Origin of the sequence: Sneathiella sp. P13V-1 (assembly GCF_015143595.1) — a bacterium.
GTDB lineage: Bacteria > Pseudomonadota > Alphaproteobacteria > Sneathiellales > Sneathiellaceae > Sneathiella.
On sequence record NZ_WYEU01000002.1, the window covers coordinates 184333 to 205450 of the forward strand.

Sequence of the window (21118 nt, forward strand, 5' to 3'; positions counted from 1 at the left end):
AGGCAGCTTAATGAAGCGCCGTCCGGGAAACCGGAGCTCAAAAGGAGAGTTGGTCCATGAATGACTTGATGAACTTATTCGGTCAGCCGCAGGGCACTCAGGCATTTGACGAGATTAAAATCTCTATTGCTTCACCAGAGCGTATTCGCTCCTGGTCATACGGGGAAATCAAAAAGCCCGAAACCATTAACTACCGTACGTTCAAGCCGGAAAAAGACGGCCTGTTCTGCGCTCGTATCTTTGGCCCGATCAAAGATTACGAATGCCTTTGTGGTAAGTATAAGCGTATGAAATATCGCGGCATCACATGTGAAAAATGTGGTGTTGAGGTTACTTTGACAAAAGTGCGCCGTGAGCGTATGGCTCATATTGAGCTGGCGTCACCAGTTGCGCACATCTGGTTCCTGAAATCTCTTCCTTCCCGTATCGGTTTACTGCTCGATATGACGTTGAAGGATCTGGAGCGGGTTCTGTATTTCGAAAACTACATCGTGATCGAGCCAGGCCTATCTCCTTTGAAACAGTTCCAGCTTCTTTCTGAAGAAGAATTTTTAGATGCACAGGACGAGTATGGTGAAGACGCTTTCACCGCCGGTATCGGTGCTGAAGCGATCCGTGATATTCTCGGTGCGTTGGATTTGGAAGCTATTCAGGAAGAAATCCGCGAAGAAATGCGTACAACAACTTCAGAAGCCAAGCCAAAGAAACTGGCGAAGCGTCTTAAGCTGGTTGAAGCATTTATTGATTCCGGCAACCGTCCTGAGTGGATGGTTCTGCAAGTTATCCCGGTTATCCCACCTGAACTTCGTCCACTGGTTCCACTCGATGGTGGTCGTTTCGCGACGTCAGACCTGAACGATCTGTACCGCCGTGTGATCAACCGTAACAACCGCCTTAAGCGTCTGATTGAACTTCGTGCACCCGACATCATTGTCCGTAACGAAAAGCGTATGCTGCAGGAATCTGTGGACGCTCTCTTCGATAACGGTCGTCGCGGTCGTGTTATTACGGGTGCCAACAAACGTCCTCTGAAATCTCTTTCAGATATGCTGAAAGGTAAGCAAGGTCGTTTCCGTCAGAACCTTCTCGGTAAACGTGTTGACTATTCCGGTCGTTCCGTAATTGTTGTTGGACCAGAATTGAAACTACATCAATGTGGCCTGCCGAAGAAAATGGCGCTAGAGCTGTTTAAGCCGTTCATCTATTCCAAGCTGGAACTGAAGGGCATGGCAACAACAGTAAAGATGGCGAAGAAACTGGTTGAGAAGGAACGCCCAGAAGTTTGGGATATTCTTGACGAAGTTATTCGTGAGCATCCGGTTCTCCTGAACCGTGCGCCAACTCTCCACCGCCTTGGCATTCAGGCATTTGAGCCGGTACTTATCGAAGGTAAAGCCATTCAGCTTCACCCTCTGGTATGTACTGCGTTTAACGCTGACTTTGACGGTGACCAAATGGCGGTTCACGTGCCATTGTCTCTGGAAGCGCAGCTTGAAGCTCGCGTCCTGATGATGTCCACAAACAACATCCTCAGCCCTGCGAACGGTAAGCCTATTATTGTTCCTTCTCAGGATATTGTTCTGGGTATCTATTACCTGACATTGGATAAAGATAACGAGCCTGGTGAAGGCATGGTTATTTCCGATGTTGCCGAAGCGCTTCACGCGATCGACAACAACGTGCTTACATTGCATACAAAAGTTAAAACACGCATTCGCCATATCACCGAAGATGGCACAGAAGAAATGCGCGTTGTGACAACGACACCTGGCCGTATGTTGATTGAGGAAATTCTACCAAGAAATTCCAAAGTGAACTTCGACCTGATTAACCGTCTTTTGACGAAGAAGGAAATCACAGGCGTGATCGACGAAGTCTATCGTCACTGTGGTCAGAAAGAGACTGTTATCTTCGCCGACCGTCTGATGGGTCTAGGTTTCGCCCATGCGTGCCGTGCTGGTATCTCCTTCGGTAAGGACGATATGCAGGTTCCAGAAACCAAAGACAAACTGGTTGAGGAAACACGCTTGCTCGCAGAAGAGTATGAACGTCAATATTATGACGGTCTGATCACCCAGGGTGAAAAGTACAACAAAGTGATCGATGCTTGGTCACAATGTACAGATCGCGTTGCGGATGAGATGATGAACGTGATTGAAACTGTTCATAAAGACGAAAACGGGCGTGATAAAGCGGTGAACTCCGTGTATATGATGGCCCACTCTGGTGCTCGTGGTTCTGCGCAGCAGATGAAACAGCTCGCTGGTATGCGTGGTCTGATGGCGAAACCTTCCGGTGAGATTATTGAAACACCAATTATCTCCAACTTTAAAGAAGGTCTGTCCGTTCTTGAGTACTTTAACTCTACGCACGGTGCCCGTAAGGGGCTAGCGGATACAGCTCTGAAAACAGCGAACTCCGGTTACCTGACACGTCGTCTTGTTGACGTTGCTCAGGACTGTGTTGTTGTTGAAGTGGACTGCGGTACTAAGCGTGGTGTAACTGTCCGCGAGATTGTTGAAGGCAGTGATGTTATCTCTCCATTGGGTGAACGTCTTCTTGGCCGTACAGCCGTGAATGATGTGGTTGACCCAGCTAATGGTGAAGTCATTGTTGCAGCCGGCGATATGTTCGACGAGATTACATCTCAACTTGCTGAAGATCGTGGTGTTGAACAGGTTCTGATCCGCTCGGTTCTGACTTGTGAAACGAAGGGTGGCATCTGTGGTGCGTGTTATGGTCGTGACCTTGCTCGCGGAACGCCGGTGAATATTGGCGAAGCAGTAGGTGTTATTGCTGCTCAGTCAATTGGTGAGCCTGGTACACAGCTAACTATGCGTACCTTCCACATTGGTGGTGCTGCAAGTGCAGGTGAGGTTTCCTCCATTGAAGCGTCTCATGATGCAACCATTAAGATCGACAACCGGAACGTTGTTAAGAACAGTAAAGGCCACTTGATTGTGATGGGTCGTAACTCAGAACTGGTTCTGGTTGACGAAAACAATCGTGAGCGTGCGCGTCACCGTTTGACTTACGGTACGGCTTTGATGATCGATGATGGTGACAAAGTTGCCAAGGGCGACAAGTTGGCACAGTGGGATCCATTTACAACTCCAGTGATCACGGAACTCGAAGGTGTCGTGAACTACAAAGACCTGGTGAGCGGTACATCCATTGTTGAACAGGTTGACGAAGCAACAGGTATCACTCGTAAGATCGTCGTAGACTGGAAAGCTCAGCCAAAAGGCAGTGATCTGCGTCCACGTATTACTTTGCGTGACGAAGCAGGCGAGTTGCTTACTCTGGCAAGTGGCCACGAAGCGCGCTACTTCCTGCCTGTTGATGCGATCCTGTCTGTTGAAGATGGTGTCAAAGTTCAGGCTGGTGACGTTCTGGCGCGTATCCCTCGTGAAGGTTCAAAAACGAAGGATATTACCGGTGGTCTGCCGCGTGTGGCTGAACTGTTTGAAGCACGTCGTCCTAAGGATCACGCAATTATCGCCGAAGCTGATGGTTATGTTGAGTTTGGTAAAGACTACAAATCCAAACGTCGCGTCACTATTCGTCCGGAAAATGCAGATCTGGAGCCAGTGGAATATCTCATTCCAAAAGGTAAGCACCTTGCTGTGAATGAAGGTGACTATGTTCGTGTTGGTGATTACCTCCTCGATGGTAACCCTGCGCCACATGATATTCTGAAAGTACTGGGTGTCGAAGCTCTGGCGAACTTCCTGATCAACGAAATTCAGGATGTTTACCGTCTGCAGGGTGTGAAGATCAATGACAAGCACATTGAAGTGATCTCCCGTCAGATGCTCCAGAAAATCGAGATCGAGAGAGCTGGTGAGTCTACATTCCTGCTCGGTGAGCATGTGGATCGTGAAGAGTTCGAAGCTGAAAATGAAAAACTGGAAGCAAAAGGAATGGCACCTGCTGAAGGCAGCCCAATCCTGCTTGGTATTACCAAAGCGAGCTTGCAGACCAACTCCTTCATTTCCGCTGCGTCCTTCCAGGAAACAACACGCGTTTTGACGGAAGCTGCTGTGGCAGGTAAGAAAGATACGCTGACCGGTCTGAAAGAGAATGTGATCGTGGGTCGTTTGATCCCAGCGGGCACGGGCTCTCAGATGAACCAGATGAAACGAATTGCTGCGGAACGTGATCGTCAATTACAGGATGCGTCAGAATTTCCTGTAGAAATGATTGGCGGTGAAGAGGGTGTTGCCCCTGCCAGTGAATAAGCTCTAGGAGGCGATTCAAAGCCTCTTCGCAGACAGAGACAAAAAGCGGTTTTCCAGAATCTGGAAGGCCGCTTTTTTCTTGGTTTTTGCTCGGATTCTAGGGAGACGGGGTGATTAAGTAATAATCTTACCGGCTTGGTGCGGTTTTTGGTAATCCTATCACCTTGTAATGCTAGGAAAACGGCTGTTTTGGGAGAGTATGGAAGTGAGTATCTTTTGTACTTGACGACTTGAAGGCTCGCTCATATATTGCGCCCTCCTGACAACCGATGAAACTCATCAATTTTCCGCACGTGGTCAGGTGTTTTAAGATAGACGTGCGTGTTAGGTCTTTTCGGGTGGACGCAGAAATCCCGACCGCGAGCAGAGCCGCAGCTGCCCGCGGCTGTGCTATTTGCGGAATCGATAGAATAGGAATAAGAATGCCTACTATTAATCAGCTGATTAGAAAACCGCGTAAAATGCCGGTTACGCGTAACAAAGTGCCCGCTATGGAAGCGTGCCCACAGAAGCGTGGTGTTTGCACACGCGTTTACACAACTACGCCGAAGAAACCAAACTCCGCGCTCCGTAAAGTTGCTCGTGTACGTTTGACTAACGGCTTTGAAGTTACAAGCTACATTCCTGGTGAAGGTCACAACCTACAGGAACACTCTGTTGTTTTGATTCGTGGCGGTCGTGTTAAAGACTTGCCGGGTGTCCGCTACCACATCGTTCGTGGTGCTCTTGACACCCAGGGTCTTAATGATCGTCGCCAGCGCCGCTCCAAGTACGGCGCGAAGAAGCCTAAATAAGGAATTTTACGGATGTCACGTCGTCACGCTGCTGAAAAGCGAGAAGTGTTGCCTGATGCAAAGTTCGGGGACATCGTTCTGACTAAGTTCATGAACTCCCTGATGCTCGATGGTAAGAAATCTGTTGCAGAGCGTATCGTTTACGGTGCCTTTGATATTGTTGAGAAGAAAACTGGCAATCAGCCTCTGGAAGTTTTTCACGAAGCTTTGGATAAAATTAAGCCAGACCTGGAGGTTCGTTCCCGCCGTGTGGGTGGTGCAACGTACCAGGTGCCGGTTGAGGTTCGTTCTGATCGCGCGCAGGCCCTGGCTATTCGCTGGTTGATCAATAGCGCTCGCTCCCGCTCTGAGCTCACAATGATGGAACGTCTCTCAGGTGAAATCCTGGATGCGTCCAACGAACGTGGTGGTGCCGTTAAGAAACGGGAAGACACTCACAAGATGGCTGAAGCCAACCGCGCTTTTGCTCATTACCGCTGGTAATAACTTTAACGGTTTACGATTAGGATTTCCGACATGGCCCGCACTACGCCAATTGAAAGATATCGCAACATCGGCATCATGGCCCACATTGATGCTGGTAAGACAACAACAACCGAACGCATTCTGTACTACACAGGTGTTTCACACAAAATCGGTGAAGTTCATGATGGTGCGGCCACCATGGACTGGATGGAGCAAGAGCAGGAGCGTGGTATTACGATTACTTCCGCTGCGACTACTTGTTTCTGGAAGGATCACCGTATCAACATCATTGATACACCGGGTCACGTTGACTTCACCATTGAAGTTGAGCGTTCTTTGCGTGTTCTCGACGGTGCGGTTGCTGTGTTTGATGGTGTGGCGGGTGTTGAGCCTCAGTCCGAAACTGTTTGGCGCCAGGCTGACAAGTATCGCGTTCCACGCATGTGCTTCGTGAACAAAATGGACCGTACAGGCGCAGATTTTTATCGCTGCGTTGATATGATCAAAGATCGTCTGGGTGCAACTCCATTGGTTGTTCAACTGCCTATCGGCTCCGAAGCCGAGTTTGAAGGTGTTGTTGACCTTATCAAGATGCAGGAAGTCGTGTGGGAAGGCGACCAGATGGGCGCTTCATACGAATACCGTGATATCCGTGCTGATCTGGCTGATAAAGCAGCAGAATATCGTGAGCAGATGCTGGAGACAGCTATTGAGATCGACGAAGAGGCTATGGAAGCATACCTCGAAGGCGAAGAGCCAAGCGAAGAAACACTTCGCGCATGTATCCGTAAAGGTACATTGGAAGGCGCCTTCGTGCCGGTTTTGACAGGTACAGCATTTAAAAACAAAGGTGTCCAGCCTTTGCTAGACGCGTTTGTTGATTATATGCCTTCTCCAACTGACATCGGCGGCACTGACGGCATTGATGTTAAGACTGAAGAAGAGATTGTTCGTAACCCATCAGATGATGAGCCATTCGCTGGCTTGGCATTTAAGGTTATGACTGACCCATTCGTAGGTTCATTGACATTCGTGCGTGTCTACTCAGGTGTTCTAGAAACTGGTACTTCAGCTCTGAACTCTGTTAAGAACGATCGTGAGCGTGTTGGTCGTATGCTTCAGATGCACGCGAACTCTCGTGAAGACGTGAAAGAAGCCCGTGCAGGTGACATTGTCGCGATTGCCGGTCTGAAAAACACAACCACAGGTGACACTCTTTGTGTGAGCTCCAGCCCAGTTATTCTGGAACGCATGGAATTCCCGGAGCCAGTGATCGAAATTGCTGTTGAGCCTAAAACTAAAGGTGACCAGGAAAAAATGGGTGTTGCTCTGAACCGTCTGGCTCAGGAAGATCCTTCTTTCCGTGTAACAAGTGATCACGAAAGCGGTCAGACCATCATTAAAGGTATGGGCGAGCTGCACCTCGATATTATCGTTGACCGTATGAAGCGCGAATTCAAGGTTGAAGCAAACGTTGGTGCGCCTCAGGTTGCTTACCGCGAATCCATCACTAAAGAGGCTGAGCTGGACTACACTCATAAGAAACAGTCCGGTGGTTCTGGTCAGTTCGCGCGTATTAAACTGATCGCTAAGCCAAGTGAACCAGGTGAAGGTTTTGTTTTCAACGACACCATCACTGGTGGCTCGGTCCCTAAAGAATACATTCCAGGTGTTGAAAAAGGTGTGAAAGACATCGTTGACACTGGTGTGCTTGCTGGCTTCCCACTGATCGATGTGAGCGTAACATTGATTGACGGTGCCTACCATGACGTTGACTCCTCTGTCATGGCCTTCGAAATTGCTGGTCGCGCTGCAATGCGTGAATTGGCTCGTAAAGCAGGATTGCAGCTTCTTGAACCTATGATGAAGGTAGAGATTGTTACTCCTGAAGAGTATATCGGTGACGTGATGGGCGACTTGAACAGTCGTCGCGGTCAAGTTTCCGGAACTGAACAGCGCGGTATCGCGCAAGTTGTGAATGCAAATGTTCCACTGGCCAACATGTTTGGTTACGTGAACAATCTGCGCTCCCAAACACAGGGTCGCGCAACATTCTCAATGGTATTTTCACACTATGAACCTGTGCCGCAACACGTCTCAGACGAAGTGCTGGCGAAATTGGCATAATCCCGGCTGCTGAGACGACCGGAAATTACGGAGAATTAAAATGGCCAAAGAAAAGTTTGAGCGTAGTAAACCGCACGCTAACATTGGTACGGTTGGACACGTTGACCATGGTAAAACAACGCTGACAGCGGCGATTACCAAAGTACTAGCAGAGCAATCAGGCGGAGCTGCCTTTGCGTTTGATGAGATTGACAAAGCGCCAGAAGAGAAAGCGCGTGGTATTACAATTTCTACAGCGCACGTTGAGTACGAAACAGAAAACCGTCACTATGCGCACGTAGACTGCCCGGGTCACGCTGACTATGTGAAGAACATGATCACAGGTGCGGCTCAGATGGACGGTGGTATCCTTGTGGTATCCGCAGCTGACGGCCCAATGCCACAGACACGTGAGCACATTCTGCTTGCCCGTCAGGTTGGTGTTCCGGCGCTTGTCGTGTTCATGAACAAAGTTGACCAGGTTGACGACGAAGAGCTTCTTGAGCTTGTTGAAATGGAAATTCGTGAGCTGTTGAGCGAATACGACTTCCCAGGTGACGATATTCCGATCGTTAAAGGATCTGCACTTGCAGCTCTTGAAGGTCGTGATGACGAAATCGGCAAGAACGCAATTCTTGAACTGATGGCAGCTGTTGATGACTACATTCCGCTTCCAGAGCGTGATATTGACAAGCCATTCCTGATGCCAATCGAGGATGTGTTCTCTATCTCCGGTCGTGGTACAGTGGTAACAGGTCGTGTTGAAAGCGGCGTTGTTAAGGTTGGTGAAGAAATCGAAATCATCGGTATCAAAGAAACAACTAAGACAACATGTACTGGTGTTGAAATGTTCCGCAAGCTGCTCGATCAGGGTGAAGCTGGCGATAACGTTGGTGTTCTGCTTCGCGGTACAAAGCGTGAAGAAGTTGAGCGTGGTCAGGTTCTGGCGCACCCAGGTACAATTACACCACACACAAAATTCAAGGCAGAAGCCTACATTCTGACCAAAGACGAAGGTGGCCGTCACACGCCATTCTTCACAAACTACCGTCCACAGTTCTACTTCCGTACAACTGACGTGACAGGTGTTGTGACCCTTCCAGCTGGTACAGAAATGGTTATGCCTGGCGATAACATCGCTATGGATGTTGAGCTGATTGCTCCAATCGCCATGGACGAAGGCCTGCGCTTCGCGATCCGCGAAGGTGGCCGTACTGTTGGTGCCGGCGTCGTTTCCAGCATCACAGAGTAAATAATCTTTCTAAAAGCCGCCTCGAGTGAGGCGGCTGCTTTCTGGAGAGACCAGAGTAATGGAAAACCAAAATATTCGCATTCGCCTGAAGGCGTATGATCACCGTGTGCTTGATGCATCGACTGGTGAGATCGTAAACACAGCCAAGCGTACAGGCGCTCAGGTTCGTGGCCCGATCCCACTACCGACGCATATTGACAAATATACGGTCCTTCGTGGTCCGCATATTGACAAGAAATCACGTGAACAGTTCGAGATCCGCACACACAAGCGTGTTCTGGATATCGTAGAACCAACGCCGCAAACTGTGGATGCACTGATGAAACTGGACCTCGCCGCTGGCGTAGAAGTGTCCATTAAGTTGTTGGGGTAATCTGAGATGCGTTGTGGACTAATTGCTAAAAAGCTGGGCATGACACGCGTCTTCGCTGAAGACGGACAACATGTTCCTGTAACTGTACTCGAAGTTGACAACTGTCAGGTTGTTGCTCACCGTAAAACTGAAACTCATGGCTATAACGCTATGCAGATCGGTGTCGGTAAAGCTAAGGTAAAAAATGTTTCTGCAGCTATGCGCGGTCACTATGCCAAAGCAAACGTCGAGCCAAAAATGAAACTGGCTGAATTCCGCGTTGAAGATGACGGCTTTGTTGAAGTCGGTTCCGAGATCACTACTGATCATTTTGTTGCCAACCAGCATGTCGATGTTGTGGCAACAAGCATTGGTAAAGGTTTCGCCGGTCCAATGAAGCGTCATAACTTCGGTGGTATGCGTGCGTCTCACGGTGTATCTGTTTCTCACCGTGCACACGGTTCCACAGGTCAGTGTCAGGATCCAGGTCGTGTTTTCAAAGGTAAGAAAATGGCTGGTCACATGGGTGCTGCCCGCGTGACAACTCAGAACTTGCAGATTGTGTCATCTGACGCAGAACGCGGTCTCCTCCTTGTAAAAGGCGCTGTACCTGGTTCTAAAGGTGGATGGGTTTTCGTATCTGATGCGGTTAAGAAAAACCGTCCAGAAGAAGCACCATTCCCTGCAGCTGTTCGTACAACTGAGGCTCCGGCCGCAGCAGAAGAAGCGCCTGCATCAGACGCTCCAGCTGAAGAATAAAAGGATCTGTTGGAATGAAGGTTAAAGTAATCAACCTCGATAACAAAAAAGCTGGAGATATCGAGCTTTCTGACGAGGTTTTTGGACTAGCTCCGCGTGCGGATCTGCTCCAACGGATGGTCAAATACCAACTGGCGGCGCGTCAGGCTGGTACACACAAGACCAAAGACGTTTCTGAAGTTTCTGGTACGAACGCAAAGCCATTTAACCAGAAAGGCACAGGCCGTGCCCGTCAGGGTCAGAAACGTGCACCTCACCAGCGTACAGGTGGTGTGGCTCACGGTCCTGTTGTTCGCTCCCATGCGACTGACCTGCCAAAGAAGGTTCGTAAGCTGGCTCTTAAAAACGCCCTGTCCGCGAAGCAGGCAGAAGGCAAGCTGGTAATTGTTGATGAGCTGAAAGCTGCGGAAGCCAAAACTAAAGTGATGGCCGGCAAGTTTGAAGCATTGGGCTGGAAGTCTGCCCTGATCATTGATGGTAGCGAAACAGACGCAAATTTTGCACTGTCTGCACGCAACATCCCATTGGTTGATGTTCTGCCAGAAAAAGGTGCCAACGTTTACGACATTCTTCGTCGCGACACATTGGTTCTGACTAAAAGTGCAGTAGAAAGCCTGGAGGCTCGTTTGAAATGAACCAGGAACGCATTTATGACATTTTGCTAGGCCCTGTTGTGACTGAAAAATCCACTATGGGTTCTGAGCATAACCAGGTTACATTCCGTGTAGCTCTGGATGCGACCAAGCCAGAAATCAAAGAAGCTGTTGAAACACTGTTCAGCGTCAAAGTTGAAAATGTGAACACTAACCGTACAAACGGTAAAGTGAAAAGCTTCCGCGGTCGTTCTGGTAAACGCTCTGATTACAAGAAAGCAATGGTAACTCTGTCCGAAGGTCAGACCATTGATGTGACTACGGGGATCTAAAAATGGCGCTTAAAAGTTATAAGCCAACAACACCTGCGCAGCGTGGTCTGATTCTCGTTGATCGGTCTGAACTGCACAAAGGTAAGCCTGTTAAAACCCTGACAGAGGGTTTGACAGGAAGTGGTGGCCGCAATAACTACGGACGAATAACAGCTCGTCGTCGTGGTGGTGGACACAAACGTACATACCGCATCATCGACTTCAAACGTCGTAAATTTGATGTACCAGCGACAGTAGAGCGCATTGAATATGATCCTAACCGGACCGCTTTCATTGCCTTGATCCGTTACGAAGATAACGAACTGTCTTACATTCTGGCTCCACAGCGTCTCAATATTGGAGACACAGTGATTGCAGCTGAAAATGCTGACATTAAGCCAGGTAACGCGATGCCACTGAAAAACATGCCTGTTGGTACCATTGTCCACAATGTGGAGATGAAGCCAGGTAAAGGCGGTCAGATGGCACGTTCAGCCGGTACTTATGTTCAGTTGATCGGTAAAGATGCTGGTTATGCTCAGCTTCGTCTGGCATCCGGTGAACAACGTATCGTTCCAGGTGACTGTATTGCAACAGTTGGCGCGGTTTCAAACCAAGACCAGAAGAACATTAAGCTTGCAAAAGCTGGTCGTTCACGTTGGCTCGGTCGCCGTCCATCCGTTCGTGGTGTAGCCATGAACCCGATCGATCACCCACACGGTGGTGGTGAAGGTCGTACATCCGGTGGTCGTCACCCAGTGACACCTTGGGGTAAACCGACTAAGGGTAAACGGACACGGTCCAACAAATCTACCGACAAAATGATCATGCGGCGCCGTCCGCAAAAGCGGAAGAAATAAGGAGCGCTAGATGGCACGTTCAGTTTGGAAAGGCCCTTTTGTTGATGGCTACCTGCTTAATAAAGCAGAAGCTGCACGCGAAAGCGGTAAGAAACAGATCATCAAGACTTGGTCTCGCCGGTCTACAATTCTGCCTCAGTTCGTAGGTCTGACTTTTGGTGTATACAATGGTCAGAAATTCGTACCTGTTCTCGTAGATGAAGACATGGTTGGCCACAAGTTTGGAGAATTTTCTCCTTCTCGTACATATTACGGTCACGCGGCCGATAAGAAGGCCCGGAGGAAATAACTATGGGTAAGCAGTCCATCGAAAGGCAGCTTGCGGATAACGAAGCCGTCGCTAAAGGTAACCGCCTTCGCGTCAGCCCGCAAAAGCTGAACCTCGTGGCAGGTCTCATCCGCGGTAAATCCGCGGAAGCAGCTCTGGCAGAACTGACATTCTCTAAGCGTGCAATCGCACGTGACGTGAAAAAAGTTCTTCAGTCTGCTATTGCCAATGCAGAAAACAATCATGAGCTGGACGTAGATCAGCTTTACGTTGCAGAAGCCTATGTTGGTAAGGCACTCGTCATGAAACGTTTCCGTGCTCGCGGCCGTGGCCGTGCGAGCGGAATTCAGAAACCATTTAGCAACATCACGATCGTTGTTCGTGAGCGCGAGGAGCAAGCATAATGGGTCAAAAAGTCAATCCAATTGGCCTTCGTGTTGGAATTAACCGTACATGGGATTCCCGCTGGTATGCTGAGAAAGATTTCGGAAATCTTCTTCACGAAGATGTTCGTATCCGCGAATACCTCGAAAAAGAGCTGGCACAGGCTGGTGTAAGTCGCATCATTATTGAGCGTCCTGCAAAGAAATGCCGTGTGACAATTCACTCTGCTCGCCCGGGTGTGATCATTGGTAAAAAAGGTGCAGACATCGAAAAGCTGCGCTTAAAAATTGCCAAAATGACTTCTTCAGAAGTTCACCTGAACATCGTAGAGATCCGCAAGCCGGAAGTTGACGCGAAATTGGTTGCAGAAAATATTGGCCAGCAACTTGCTCGCCGTGTGGCTTACCGCCGCGCGATGAAACGTGCGGTTCAATCTGCTCTGCGCCTTGGCGCTGAAGGTATCCGTATTAACTGTGCAGGTCGTCTTGGCGGTGCTGAGATTGCGCGTACAGAATGGTACCGTGAAGGCCGTGTGCCACTGCACACACTCCGTGCAAATATTGACTACGGAACAGCTCGTTCTTTGACTACATACGGTATCATCGGTATCAAAGTGTGGATTTACAAAGGCGAAATTATGGAACACGACCCAATGGCACAGGAAAAGGCTCAGGAGAAACAGCAGGCAGCTGGTCGTCCTGGTGGTCGTTCCGGTGGACGTCGGGGCTAAGGTAAAGAGGTGATATCATGCTTCAACCGAAGCGTACAAAATTTCGTAAAGCGCACAAAGGACGCTTGAAGGGCGTCGCAACTTCGGGTACAACCCTGAACTTCGGTGCGTACGGACTCAAAGCAGTTGAGCCTGGACGTGTCACAGCGCGTCAAATCGAGGCGACTCGTCGTGCGATTACGCGTCACATTAAACGTGCAGGTCGTGTTTGGATTCGCATCTTCCCAGATGTGCCGGTATCCAAGAAACCTACTGAAGTCCGTATGGGTAAAGGTAAGGGTTCTCCGGAATATTGGATGGTTCGTATCCAGCCTGGTAAAGTTATGTTCGAACTTGACGGTGTTCCAGTGGAGCTGGCCCGTGAAGCATTTGAACGTGGCGCAGCCAAACTGCCGATCAAGACTAAGTTTATTACCCGTCTCGGTGAAGGGGGCTGATTATGAAAGCTCAGGAATTGAGAGAAAAGAGCGCAGAAGAGCTCAAGAGCGAACTTATTTCTTTGAAGAAAGAACAGTTCAATCTTCGTTTCCAGCAGGCAAGTGGTCAGCTGGAAAATACGGCGCGTCAACGCCAAGTTCGTCGTGACATAGCACGGATTAAAACCGTGTTGTCTGCGAACGCAGCGTCTTAGGAGACTTAACTATGCCGAAGCGTATCCTGCAAGGGACAGTAGTTAGTGACAAAAACAGCCAGACTGTAGTTGTCCTCGTAGAGCGTCAGGTGATGCACCCGCTTTACAAAAAATATATTGGCCAGTCCAAAAAGTACCATGCCCACGATGAAAAAGATCAGTTTAAAACTGGTGACGTCGTCCGTATCCAGGAATGCCGTCCGGTTTCTAAACTGAAACGTTGGGAAGTTCTTTACGACAACGCTTAATTTTAAGCTTGTCTGTACCAAATAAAGGTAACGACTATGATTCAAATGCAAACCAACCTGGAAGTCGCCGACAACTCCGGCGCGAGACGGGTGCAGTGCATTAAAGTTTTGGGCGGATCCAAACGGAAAACAGCATCTGTCGGTGACACAATTGTTGTCTCTGTCAAAGAAGCTATTCCGCGTGGCCGCGTGAAAAAAGGTGACGTGCAACGCGCCGTCATCGTACGCACGAAGAAAGAAATTCGCCGCGCTGACGGCACAGCAATTCGTTTCGATACAAACGCTGCTGTTCTGATCAACAAAAACGGTGAGCCTATCGGCACTCGTATTTTTGGCCCTGTTACTCGTGAACTCCGCGCCAAAAACATGATGAAAATTGTTTCTCTTGCTCCAGAGGTGCTCTGATGGCTGATAAATTTCGCGTGAAAAAAGGCGACAAGGTTGTCGTGTTGACAGGCAAGGATAAAGGGAAATCAGGTGAAGTTCTGCGCGTAGTCCGCGATGAACGCCGCGCTCTGGTTTCCGGCGTCAACATGGTGAAGCGTCACACAAAGCAGACACAGTCAGAGCAGGGCGGAATTGTTTCCAAAGAAGCCCCAATCCAACTGTCCAACATTGCATTGCAGGATCCAAAAGACGGCAAAGCAACTCGTGTTGGTTACAAAACGCTTGAAGATGGTCGCAAAGTTCGCTTCGCAAAGCGTTCTGGCGAAGTTATTGACGTTTAAGGAATTGAGCCATGACAGCGCCTAGACTGAAAACACTTTATAACGATGAGCTTCGTGCGAAGCTTAAAGAAAAATTTGCTTACAGCAACGACATGCAAATTCCTTCACTGGAAAAAATCGTCGTAAATATTGGCTGTGGTGAAGCAGTGGCCGACAGCAAGAAGATTAAGTCCGTAGAGGCTGAACTTGCAAAAATCACTGGTCAAAAACCAGTGGTAACTCGCGCCAAGAAATCTATCGCTACTTTCAAACTTCGTGAAGGTATGCCGATCGGTGCCAAAGTAACACTTCGTAAAAATCAGATGTACGAGTTTCTCGACCGTCTGGTGAACATCGCGCTACCTCGTGTACGTGACTTCCGTGGTGTTTCCCCTAAGAGCTTTGACGGCCGTGGCAACTACGCCATGGGTCTTAAAGAGCAAATCGTGTTCCCGGAAATCGACTATGATGACGTAGCTGACGTACGGGGTATGGATATCGTGATCTGTACGACTGCTGAAACTGATGAAGAGGCTCGCGAGCTTCTGGCCGGTTTCAACATGCCGTTCAAGATCAATTGATCCAAGGAGAACTTTAGAATGGCTAAGAAAAGCGCTATTGAGAAGAATAAGAAGCGCGAGCGTCTTGTAGCGAAATTCGCTGCACGTCGTGCGTCTCTTAAAGCTATCATCAGTGACGACAGCCTGCCTCAGGAAGAGCGTTTCGCTGCTCGACTGAAACTGGCTGAACTTCCTCGCAACTCTGCGCCGATCCGCGTTCGCAATCGCTGCGAACTGACAGGTCGTCCACGTGGTGTTTATCGTAAACTTAAAATGTCCCGTATCGGTCTTCGTGATATGGCCTCCATCGGCCAGATTCCGGGCATGGTTAAATCCAGCTGGTAAGAGGGAGAAACAAGTATGCGATTAAGTGATCCATTAGGCGATATGCTCACACGCATTCGCAACGGTCAACGTGCGAACAAAGGCTCCGTGAAGTCTCCGTCTTCCAAACTGCGTATTAACGTATTGGAAACGCTGAAACGTGAAGGTTACATTCGTGGTTACGAAGTAACTGATAACGGCGACGGAAAATCTGAGCTGAACATTGAACTTAAATACTACCAAGGCGCCGCAGTTATAGAACATGTTAGCCGCGTATCTAAGCCTGGTCGCCGCGTTTATTCAGGTGTTAAAGATCTGCCTACAGTCCGCAACGGGCTGGGTATTTCCATCCTGTCTACACCACGTGGTGTTCTTTCTGACAGTGAAGCACGTGACGCCAATGTTGGCGGCGAAGTGCTTTGCAAAGTCTACTAGGAGGAATAAATGTCTCGTATTGGTAAACACCCAGTTACGGTTCCTTCTGGTGTTGACGTTCAGATGAACGACAAAGATGTGACTGTAAAGGGTAGTAAAGGCGTTCTGAGCATGACTTTCGTCGATGACGTAGTTGTAGAACGCGAAGAAGACAAAATCTGGGTTAAGCCTGGTAATGACAGCAAACGCGCTCGTCAGATGTGGGGTATGCAACGCACTCTGCTTGCCAACCTCGTTGAAGGCGTAAGCAATGGCTTCACTAAGAAGCTGGATGTTGTAGGCGTTGGTTATCGTGCAGCTGTTCAGGGTAATTCTCTGAACTTGAACCTGGGCTTCAGTCATGACATTAACTACCCGATCCCTGAAGGTATTGAGGTTAAATGTCCGTCTGCTACAGCGATCGAAATTTCTGGTGCTGACAAACAGAAAGTTGGTCAAGTGGCTGCTGAAATCCGGTCTTATCGTAAACCTGAGCCATACAAAGGTAAGGGTGTTAAATATGCGGATGAATACATCTTCCGTAAAGAAGGTAAGAAGAAATAGGACACGACCATGGCTAAAACTCTTTCATTGTTTGAGCGCCGTCGTCGCAGGACACGGGCACAGATCCGTAAAGTCGCAGGCGATCGCCCACGGCTTTCCGTTCACAGAACTAATAAGCAGATTTACGTTCAGGTAATTGATGATGTTGCAGGTAAAACACTTGCTGCTGCATCCACGCTTGAAACTGATCTGCGCGGTTCATTGAAATCTGGTGGCAACATTGATGCTGCAACTGCGGTTGGGAAACTGATTGCAGAGCGTGCTGTTAAAGCTGGAGTAAAAGAAGTCGCATTTGACCGCGGCGGATATCAGTATCACGGCCGCGTCAAGGCCCTAGCCGAGGCCGCCCGTGAAGGCGGGCTGTCCTTCTAGGAGTGGTGAATATGAGACCAGATCAAAACGAAAAAACCGAATCCGAGTTCGTCGATCGCCTTGTCCACATCAACCGTGTGGCCAAAGTGGTAAAAGGCGGACGTCGGTTCAGCTTTGCTGCCCTCGTGGTAGTAGGTGACCAGAAAGGTCGCGTAGGATACGGTCACGGTAAAGCCCGTGAGGTACCCGAAGCGATTCAGAAGGCCACTGAAGCTGCAAAACGCAATATGATCCGCGTTCCACTGCGTGAAGGTCGGACACTGCACCACGATACAACCGGCACTTTCGGTGCTGGTAATGTGGTCCTTCGTTCCGCGCCTCCAGGTACTGGTATCATCGCGGGTGGTCCAATGCGTGCTGTATTCGAAACACTCGGTGTGCAGGACGTTGTGACTAAATCCGTTGGTACTTCCAACGCTTACAACATGATCGAAGCTACCTTCGTTGCTCTGAGAAACATGAGCTCTCCTCGTCAGGTTGCGGCCAAGCGCGGTAAGAAAGTATCTGAAATCGTCGGTCGTCGTAGCGGCGAAGCTGTGAAGGAGAACGCAGATGGCTAAGGCAAAGGCAACTGTTAAGGTTACCCAAACCGGCAGTCCAATCGGACGTCACAAGTCACAGCGCGCTACTCTGGTAGGTCTTGGTCTTAACAAGATGCACCGGACTGTTGAGCTGGAAGATACACCATCCATCCGCGGGATGATCAACAAAGTTGCTCACCTCGTGCGGATTGAAGAAGCCTAAGGGCTTCTGAGCGGATAAGGAATATTAACATGCAGTTGAATCAGATCTCTGATAATCAGGGCGCTACTAAAAACCGTAAACGTGTTGGCCGTGGTATTGGTTCTGGTAAGGGTAAAACCTCCGGTGCCGGTCAAAAAGGTCAGAAGTCACGTTCTGGTGTAGCGATTAAAGGTTTTGAAGGCGGCCAGATGCCAATCCACCGCCGTCTGCCTAAACGCGGTTTCAATAACATCTTCCGTAAAGATTTTGCGGTTGCCAACATTGGTCGCATCCAGACAGCAATTGACGCTGGTAAATTGGACGCTTCCGCAACGATCACCATTCCTATGCTTCAGGAAGCCGGTGTAGTTGGTAAAGTCGTAGACGGTGTTCGTCTTCTGGCTAAAGGTGAGCTGACAGCCAAAATCAACGTAGAAGTTTCAGGCGCTTCCAAAGGTGCTGTTGAAGCTGTTGAGAAAGCAGGCGGATCCGTTACTGTTACGGGCCCAGTCAAAGCAAAAAAAGGCGAATAATTAACGCTTCGGGGCAGCTTGATCAGCTGCCCCCTTTTAATCTGGAGTAACACCACATGGCGTCAGCAGCAGAACAAATGGCTTCTACAATGAACTTCGGGGCTTTCTCAAAAGCTACTGAACTCAAGAAGCGTTTGTGGTTTACGCTTTTCGCGCTTATCGTCTATCGCATTGGTACTTACATACCGGTTCCTGGGGTTGACCCAACCGTACTTGCTGATGTGTTTCAACAGAATTCCGGTGGTGTCCTCGGAATGTTTGACGTGTTCTCAGGTGGTGCGCTTGGTCGCATGACCATTTTCGCGTTGAACATTATGCCTTACATCTCTGCTTCTATTATCATGCAGTTGATGACGTCTCTGTCTCCTCAATTGGGTCAGCTCAAAAAAGAAGGGGAAGCGGGACGCAAAAAAATCAATCAATATACACGCTACGGCACAGTACTTCTGGCAACTGTTCAGGGGTACGGTATCGCAGTTGGTCTGGAAGGACTTTCATTGTCCTCTGGTCAGTCTGCGGTAATTGATCCTGGCCTGTATTTCCGTCTGGTAACTGTGATTACCCTCGTAGGCGGAACAGTTTTCCTGATGTGGCTGGGTGAGCAGATCACTGCCCGCGGAGTCGGTAACGGTATCTCACTAATTATTTTCTCTGGCATTGTGGCTGCCTTGCCTGGCGCCCTAGTCGGAACATTGGAACTCGGCCGTACTGGGCAGCTTTCAAGTGTAATTATCCTGTTCCTTCTTATCCTGTCAGTGGGCGTGATCGCGTTCATCGTGTTCATGGAACGCGCACAGCGCCGGGTGCTCGTACAGTATCCAAAACGTCAACGTGGTAACAAAACTTATGGTGGACAGAATTCTCATCTGCCATTGAAGCTGAACACTGCAGGTGTTATTCCGCCGATCTTCGCCTCCTCTTTGTTGTTGATGCCAACTACAGTTGCAGGTTTCTCTGCGGGTACAGGCCCTGAATGGCTGACGACTGTAACTGTGTTGCTCGGACACGGAACACCTTTGTATATGCTGATGTACATTGCAGGTATCGTGTTCTTCTGCTTCTTCTACACAGCCGTCGTATTTAACCCAGATGAGACTGCTGATAACCTCAAGAAAAATGGTGGTTTCGTTCCAGGGATTCGTCCAGGTGCCAGAACTTCGGAATATCTGGACTATGTATTGACACGTTTGACGGTCGTTGGTGCGGCATATCTGTCACTTGTTTGTATTTTGCCAGAACTTCTGATCTCACAATGGGCAGTGCCGTTCTATTTCGGTGGTACTTCTCTTTTGATCGTTGTTTCTGTTACTATGGACACAACTGCACAAATTCAAAGCCATCTGCTGGCGCACCAGTATGAAGGGCTCATCAAAAAAGCTAACCTTGGGGGGCGGCGTAAATGATTTTAATACTTCTGGGAGCGCCGGGCGCGGGCAAAGGAACACAGGCTCAGCGACTTGAAGACGCACATGGACTGATTCAATTGTCCACTGGCGATATGCTGCGCGCGGCTGTTAAGGCCGAAACAGAAGTAGGCCTAAAAGCCAAGGAAGTTATGAATAAAGGTCAGCTGGTATCAGACGACATCATGGTGGGAATCATCTCTGAGCGTCTTGACCAATCTGATTGTAAAAACGGAGTAATTCTGGATGGTTTCCCTCGTACAGAAGCCCAGGCAGAAGCCCTGGATCAGCTTTTGAACGATAAGGGGCTGTCCCTGAATGCAGTCATCGAAATGAAAACAGATGACGCGGTGCTTGTAGAACGCATTACGGGGCGTTATACATGTGCCAAATGTGGAGCCGGTTATCACGACAGTTTCTTGAAACCGGCAGTCGAAGGTGTGTGTGATAAATGCGGTGGTACCGAATTTACGCGCCGTAGTGATGACAAGGCGGAAACTGTAAAGTCTCGTCTGGAAGCGTATCACAATCAGACCGCACCCTTGCTCCCATATTACAAAGACAAGGGTATTCTGAAGCAAGTCGACGGAATGGCCGAAATTGACGAAGTCACACACCAGATTGAAGCCGTAATTAAACAAATCTAGGTGTTGACTACTTACGACAAATTTATATAATCGCGCGCTTCTCGGAAGCGTGTGAAGCGACGGGTCGATTTGACCTGAAAGAGTTATGAGGAGAAACTAGCGTGGCTCGTATTGCTGGTGTAAATATCCCGACTAATAAGCGGGTACATATTGCACTGACTTATATTCACGGTATCGGCCCTAAAAAGGCGAATGATATCTGTGGTGCAGTTGGTATTGCAGAAGAAACTCGCGTCAACGCTCTAAGCGACGCAGAAGTAGTGCGTATTCGTGAAGAGATTGATGCAAACCACGTCGTGGAAGGTGATCTGCGTCGTGAGACTGCCATGAACATCAAACGTTTGATGGATCTTGGTTGCTACCGCGGTCTGCGCCACCGTCGTGGTCTGCCTGTTCGTGGGCAGCGTACACACACAAATGCTCGTACTCGTAAGGGTCCAGCTAAGCCTATTGCAGGAAAGAAGAAGTAACATGGCACGTGATAAGTCTCGTATCCGCCGTCGTGAGCGGAAGAACATCATCTCTGGTGTTGCACACGTAAGTGCTAGCTTCAACAATACTAAAATCATGATTACTGATGCACAGGGCAATGCTATTGCATGGTCTTCTGCAGGTGCTCAGGGTTTCCGTGGTTCACGTAAATCTACCCCATTTGCTGCCCAGATTGCTGCTGAAGATGCAGGTAAAAAGGCGCAGGAACATGGTATGAAAACTCTGGAAGTAGAAGTTAAAGGTCCTGGTTCAGGACGTGAATCAGCTCTGCGCGCGCTGCAGGCTGTTGGCTTCACAATCACTTCCATTCGTGATGTGTCTCCTATTCCTCACAACGGATGTCGCCCACCTAAGCGTCGTCGCGTATAAGAGGAAATTTGGCGGG

At 49.1% G+C, this 21118-nt stretch carries 30 protein-coding genes; all 30 read left to right on the forward strand.

All coding sequences use genetic code 11. From position 1 onward, the window contains the following. The first annotated feature begins 56 nt into the window (after window positions 1-56). The 30 genes from rpoC to rpsK all read left to right on the forward strand — a co-directional run bounded on the left by rpoC (window position 57) and on the right by rpsK (window position 21102). The gene (rpoC, locus tag GUA87_RS07810; RefSeq protein ID WP_193716004.1) at window positions 57-4241 is read left to right on the forward strand and encodes a DNA-directed RNA polymerase subunit beta'; all 4185 of its coding nucleotides are present in this window, start codon (window positions 57-59) and stop codon (window positions 4239-4241) included. A gap of 422 nt (window positions 4242-4663) precedes the next feature. Continuing rightward, window positions 4664-5035: a 30S ribosomal protein S12 gene (rpsL, locus tag GUA87_RS07815; RefSeq protein WP_193716005.1), complete on the forward strand. Its 372-nt coding sequence runs from the start codon at window positions 4664-4666 to the stop codon at window positions 5033-5035. A gap of 12 nt (window positions 5036-5047) precedes the next feature. After that, complete coding sequence (gene rpsG / locus GUA87_RS07820) at window positions 5048-5518, forward strand: 30S ribosomal protein S7 (RefSeq protein ID WP_193716006.1); 471 nt, start codon at window positions 5048-5050, stop codon at window positions 5516-5518. Window positions 5519-5551: 33 nt separating this feature from the next. Continuing rightward, window positions 5552-7627 (forward strand): elongation factor G, encoded by a 2076-nt coding sequence (fusA, locus tag GUA87_RS07825; RefSeq protein WP_193716007.1) that lies wholly within the window; start codon window positions 5552-5554, stop codon window positions 7625-7627. A gap of 40 nt (window positions 7628-7667) precedes the next feature. Beyond that, a complete protein-coding gene (tuf, locus tag GUA87_RS07830; protein ID WP_193715997.1) occupies window positions 7668-8858 on the forward strand; it encodes an elongation factor Tu in 1191 nt (396 codons plus the stop codon). A gap of 58 nt (window positions 8859-8916) precedes the next feature. Continuing rightward, window positions 8917-9231, forward strand: coding sequence for a 30S ribosomal protein S10 (rpsJ, locus tag GUA87_RS07835; protein WP_193716008.1), 315 nt, complete (start codon window positions 8917-8919; stop codon window positions 9229-9231). A 6-nt stretch (window positions 9232-9237) separates the two neighbouring features. Continuing rightward, window positions 9238-9969 (forward strand): 50S ribosomal protein L3, encoded by a 732-nt coding sequence (gene rplC, locus GUA87_RS07840; RefSeq protein WP_193716009.1) that lies wholly within the window; start codon window positions 9238-9240, stop codon window positions 9967-9969. Between the two features lie 14 nt (window positions 9970-9983). Continuing rightward, on the forward strand, window positions 9984-10604 hold the full coding sequence (gene rplD, locus GUA87_RS07845) for a 50S ribosomal protein L4 (RefSeq protein WP_193716010.1): 621 nt from the start codon (window positions 9984-9986) through the stop codon (window positions 10602-10604). After that, window positions 10601-10894, forward strand: a complete 294-nt coding sequence (locus GUA87_RS07850; protein ID WP_193716011.1) for a 50S ribosomal protein L23 — start codon at window positions 10601-10603, stop codon at window positions 10892-10894. The genes rplD and GUA87_RS07850 overlap by 4 nt, the downstream gene beginning before the upstream one ends. 2 nt (window positions 10895-10896) lie before the next feature. Beyond that, entirely contained in the window at window positions 10897-11733 is an 837-nt protein-coding gene (gene rplB / locus GUA87_RS07855; protein WP_193716012.1) for a 50S ribosomal protein L2, read from the forward strand. A gap of 10 nt (window positions 11734-11743) precedes the next feature. Beyond that, window positions 11744-12022 (forward strand): 30S ribosomal protein S19, encoded by a 279-nt coding sequence (gene rpsS / locus GUA87_RS07860; RefSeq protein WP_193716013.1) that lies wholly within the window; start codon window positions 11744-11746, stop codon window positions 12020-12022. A gap of 2 nt (window positions 12023-12024) precedes the next feature. Beyond that, complete coding sequence (rplV, locus tag GUA87_RS07865; protein WP_193716014.1) at window positions 12025-12405, forward strand: 50S ribosomal protein L22; 381 nt, start codon at window positions 12025-12027, stop codon at window positions 12403-12405. Then, window positions 12405-13115 carry a 30S ribosomal protein S3 gene (gene rpsC / locus GUA87_RS07870; RefSeq protein ID WP_193716015.1) on the forward strand — a complete coding sequence of 237 codons (711 nt, stop codon included), beginning with the start codon at window positions 12405-12407 and terminating at the stop codon, window positions 13113-13115. The genes rplV and rpsC overlap by 1 nt, the downstream gene beginning before the upstream one ends. A gap of 17 nt (window positions 13116-13132) precedes the next feature. Then, a complete protein-coding gene (rplP, locus tag GUA87_RS07875; protein ID WP_193716016.1) occupies window positions 13133-13552 on the forward strand; it encodes a 50S ribosomal protein L16 in 420 nt (139 codons plus the stop codon). A gap of 2 nt (window positions 13553-13554) precedes the next feature. Then, window positions 13555-13746, forward strand: coding sequence for a 50S ribosomal protein L29 (gene rpmC / locus GUA87_RS07880; protein WP_193716017.1), 192 nt, complete (start codon window positions 13555-13557; stop codon window positions 13744-13746). Between the two features lie 11 nt (window positions 13747-13757). Further along, complete coding sequence (gene rpsQ / locus GUA87_RS07885; protein WP_193716018.1) at window positions 13758-13994, forward strand: 30S ribosomal protein S17; 237 nt, start codon at window positions 13758-13760, stop codon at window positions 13992-13994. A 36-nt stretch (window positions 13995-14030) separates the two neighbouring features. Further along, a complete protein-coding gene (gene rplN, locus GUA87_RS07890) occupies window positions 14031-14399 on the forward strand; it encodes a 50S ribosomal protein L14 (RefSeq protein ID WP_193716019.1) in 369 nt (122 codons plus the stop codon). Then, window positions 14399-14722, forward strand: a complete 324-nt coding sequence (rplX, locus tag GUA87_RS07895; RefSeq protein ID WP_193716020.1) for a 50S ribosomal protein L24 — start codon at window positions 14399-14401, stop codon at window positions 14720-14722. Before rplN ends, rplX begins: the two co-directional genes overlap by 1 nt. Before the next feature lie 11 nt (window positions 14723-14733). Next, entirely contained in the window at window positions 14734-15282 is a 549-nt protein-coding gene (rplE, locus tag GUA87_RS07900; protein WP_193716021.1) for a 50S ribosomal protein L5, read from the forward strand. An 18-nt stretch (window positions 15283-15300) separates the two neighbouring features. After that, window positions 15301-15606 (forward strand): 30S ribosomal protein S14, encoded by a 306-nt coding sequence (gene rpsN, locus GUA87_RS07905; RefSeq protein WP_193716022.1) that lies wholly within the window; start codon window positions 15301-15303, stop codon window positions 15604-15606. A 15-nt stretch (window positions 15607-15621) separates the two neighbouring features. Further along, on the forward strand, window positions 15622-16020 hold the full coding sequence (rpsH, locus tag GUA87_RS07910) for a 30S ribosomal protein S8 (RefSeq protein ID WP_193716023.1): 399 nt from the start codon (window positions 15622-15624) through the stop codon (window positions 16018-16020). 9 nt (window positions 16021-16029) lie between these two features. Continuing rightward, on the forward strand, window positions 16030-16563 hold the full coding sequence (gene rplF / locus GUA87_RS07915; RefSeq protein WP_193716024.1) for a 50S ribosomal protein L6: 534 nt from the start codon (window positions 16030-16032) through the stop codon (window positions 16561-16563). 9 nt (window positions 16564-16572) lie between these two features. Beyond that, complete coding sequence (gene rplR, locus GUA87_RS07920; RefSeq protein WP_193716025.1) at window positions 16573-16935, forward strand: 50S ribosomal protein L18; 363 nt, start codon at window positions 16573-16575, stop codon at window positions 16933-16935. An 11-nt stretch (window positions 16936-16946) separates the two neighbouring features. Further along, a complete protein-coding gene (gene rpsE, locus GUA87_RS07925) occupies window positions 16947-17495 on the forward strand; it encodes a 30S ribosomal protein S5 (RefSeq protein ID WP_193716026.1) in 549 nt (182 codons plus the stop codon). Beyond that, on the forward strand, window positions 17488-17679 hold the full coding sequence (rpmD, locus tag GUA87_RS07930) for a 50S ribosomal protein L30 (RefSeq protein ID WP_193716027.1): 192 nt from the start codon (window positions 17488-17490) through the stop codon (window positions 17677-17679). Before rpsE ends, rpmD begins: the two co-directional genes overlap by 8 nt. A gap of 29 nt (window positions 17680-17708) precedes the next feature. Further along, window positions 17709-18191 carry a 50S ribosomal protein L15 gene (rplO, locus tag GUA87_RS07935; RefSeq protein ID WP_193716028.1) on the forward strand — a complete coding sequence of 161 codons (483 nt, stop codon included), beginning with the start codon at window positions 17709-17711 and terminating at the stop codon, window positions 18189-18191. A 56-nt stretch (window positions 18192-18247) separates the two neighbouring features. After that, window positions 18248-19594, forward strand: coding sequence for a preprotein translocase subunit SecY (secY, locus tag GUA87_RS07940; protein WP_193716029.1), 1347 nt, complete (start codon window positions 18248-18250; stop codon window positions 19592-19594). Further along, the gene (locus tag GUA87_RS07945; RefSeq protein WP_193716030.1) at window positions 19591-20241 is read left to right on the forward strand and encodes an adenylate kinase; all 651 of its coding nucleotides are present in this window, start codon (window positions 19591-19593) and stop codon (window positions 20239-20241) included. Before secY ends, GUA87_RS07945 begins: the two co-directional genes overlap by 4 nt. Before the next feature lie 101 nt (window positions 20242-20342). Next, the gene (gene rpsM / locus GUA87_RS07950) at window positions 20343-20711 is read left to right on the forward strand and encodes a 30S ribosomal protein S13 (RefSeq protein WP_193716031.1); all 369 of its coding nucleotides are present in this window, start codon (window positions 20343-20345) and stop codon (window positions 20709-20711) included. 1 nt (window position 20712) lies between these two features. Further along, window positions 20713-21102: a 30S ribosomal protein S11 gene (gene rpsK, locus GUA87_RS07955; RefSeq protein ID WP_193716032.1), complete on the forward strand. Its 390-nt coding sequence runs from the start codon at window positions 20713-20715 to the stop codon at window positions 21100-21102. The last annotated feature ends 16 nt before the right edge of the window (window positions 21103-21118 follow it).

What these genes read in the sequence shown, in the direction of transcription:
- rplO (WP_193716028.1), top strand. Translation starts at nt 17,709, where the DNA reads ATGCAGTTGAATCAGATCTCTGATAATCAGGGCGCTACTAAAAACCGT.
- rplD (WP_193716010.1), top strand. Translation starts at nt 9,984, where the DNA reads ATGAAGGTTAAAGTAATCAACCTCGATAACAAAAAAGCTGGAGATATC.
- GUA87_RS07945 (WP_193716030.1), top strand. Translation starts at nt 19,591, where the DNA reads ATGATTTTAATACTTCTGGGAGCGCCGGGCGCGGGCAAAGGAACACAG.
- rpsH (WP_193716023.1), top strand. Translation starts at nt 15,622, where the DNA reads ATGCGATTAAGTGATCCATTAGGCGATATGCTCACACGCATTCGCAAC.
- rpsG (WP_193716006.1), top strand. Translation starts at nt 5,048, where the DNA reads ATGTCACGTCGTCACGCTGCTGAAAAGCGAGAAGTGTTGCCTGATGCA.
- fusA (WP_193716007.1), top strand. Translation starts at nt 5,552, where the DNA reads ATGGCCCGCACTACGCCAATTGAAAGATATCGCAACATCGGCATCATG.
- rpmD (WP_193716027.1), top strand. Translation starts at nt 17,488, where the DNA reads ATGGCTAAGGCAAAGGCAACTGTTAAGGTTACCCAAACCGGCAGTCCA.
- secY (WP_193716029.1), top strand. Translation starts at nt 18,248, where the DNA reads ATGGCGTCAGCAGCAGAACAAATGGCTTCTACAATGAACTTCGGGGCT.
- rpsN (WP_193716022.1), top strand. Translation starts at nt 15,301, where the DNA reads ATGGCTAAGAAAAGCGCTATTGAGAAGAATAAGAAGCGCGAGCGTCTT.
- rpsK (WP_193716032.1), top strand. Translation starts at nt 20,713, where the DNA reads ATGGCACGTGATAAGTCTCGTATCCGCCGTCGTGAGCGGAAGAACATC.
- rplV (WP_193716014.1), top strand. Translation starts at nt 12,025, where the DNA reads ATGGGTAAGCAGTCCATCGAAAGGCAGCTTGCGGATAACGAAGCCGTC.
- rpsC (WP_193716015.1), top strand. Translation starts at nt 12,405, where the DNA reads ATGGGTCAAAAAGTCAATCCAATTGGCCTTCGTGTTGGAATTAACCGT.
- rplB (WP_193716012.1), top strand. Translation starts at nt 10,897, where the DNA reads ATGGCGCTTAAAAGTTATAAGCCAACAACACCTGCGCAGCGTGGTCTG.
- rpsQ (WP_193716018.1), top strand. Translation starts at nt 13,758, where the DNA reads ATGCCGAAGCGTATCCTGCAAGGGACAGTAGTTAGTGACAAAAACAGC.
- rpmC (WP_193716017.1), top strand. Translation starts at nt 13,555, where the DNA reads ATGAAAGCTCAGGAATTGAGAGAAAAGAGCGCAGAAGAGCTCAAGAGC.
- rpsS (WP_193716013.1), top strand. Translation starts at nt 11,744, where the DNA reads ATGGCACGTTCAGTTTGGAAAGGCCCTTTTGTTGATGGCTACCTGCTT.
- GUA87_RS07850 (WP_193716011.1), top strand. Translation starts at nt 10,601, where the DNA reads ATGAACCAGGAACGCATTTATGACATTTTGCTAGGCCCTGTTGTGACT.
- rpoC (WP_193716004.1), top strand. Translation starts at nt 57, where the DNA reads ATGAATGACTTGATGAACTTATTCGGTCAGCCGCAGGGCACTCAGGCA.
- rplX (WP_193716020.1), top strand. Translation starts at nt 14,399, where the DNA reads ATGGCTGATAAATTTCGCGTGAAAAAAGGCGACAAGGTTGTCGTGTTG.
- rpsJ (WP_193716008.1), top strand. Translation starts at nt 8,917, where the DNA reads ATGGAAAACCAAAATATTCGCATTCGCCTGAAGGCGTATGATCACCGT.
- rplF (WP_193716024.1), top strand. Translation starts at nt 16,030, where the DNA reads ATGTCTCGTATTGGTAAACACCCAGTTACGGTTCCTTCTGGTGTTGAC.
- rplN (WP_193716019.1), top strand. Translation starts at nt 14,031, where the DNA reads ATGATTCAAATGCAAACCAACCTGGAAGTCGCCGACAACTCCGGCGCG.
- rpsL (WP_193716005.1), top strand. Translation starts at nt 4,664, where the DNA reads ATGCCTACTATTAATCAGCTGATTAGAAAACCGCGTAAAATGCCGGTT.
- rplP (WP_193716016.1), top strand. Translation starts at nt 13,133, where the DNA reads ATGCTTCAACCGAAGCGTACAAAATTTCGTAAAGCGCACAAAGGACGC.
- rplR (WP_193716025.1), top strand. Translation starts at nt 16,573, where the DNA reads ATGGCTAAAACTCTTTCATTGTTTGAGCGCCGTCGTCGCAGGACACGG.
- rpsE (WP_193716026.1), top strand. Translation starts at nt 16,947, where the DNA reads ATGAGACCAGATCAAAACGAAAAAACCGAATCCGAGTTCGTCGATCGC.
- tuf (WP_193715997.1), top strand. Translation starts at nt 7,668, where the DNA reads ATGGCCAAAGAAAAGTTTGAGCGTAGTAAACCGCACGCTAACATTGGT.
- rplE (WP_193716021.1), top strand. Translation starts at nt 14,734, where the DNA reads ATGACAGCGCCTAGACTGAAAACACTTTATAACGATGAGCTTCGTGCG.
- rplC (WP_193716009.1), top strand. Translation starts at nt 9,238, where the DNA reads ATGCGTTGTGGACTAATTGCTAAAAAGCTGGGCATGACACGCGTCTTC.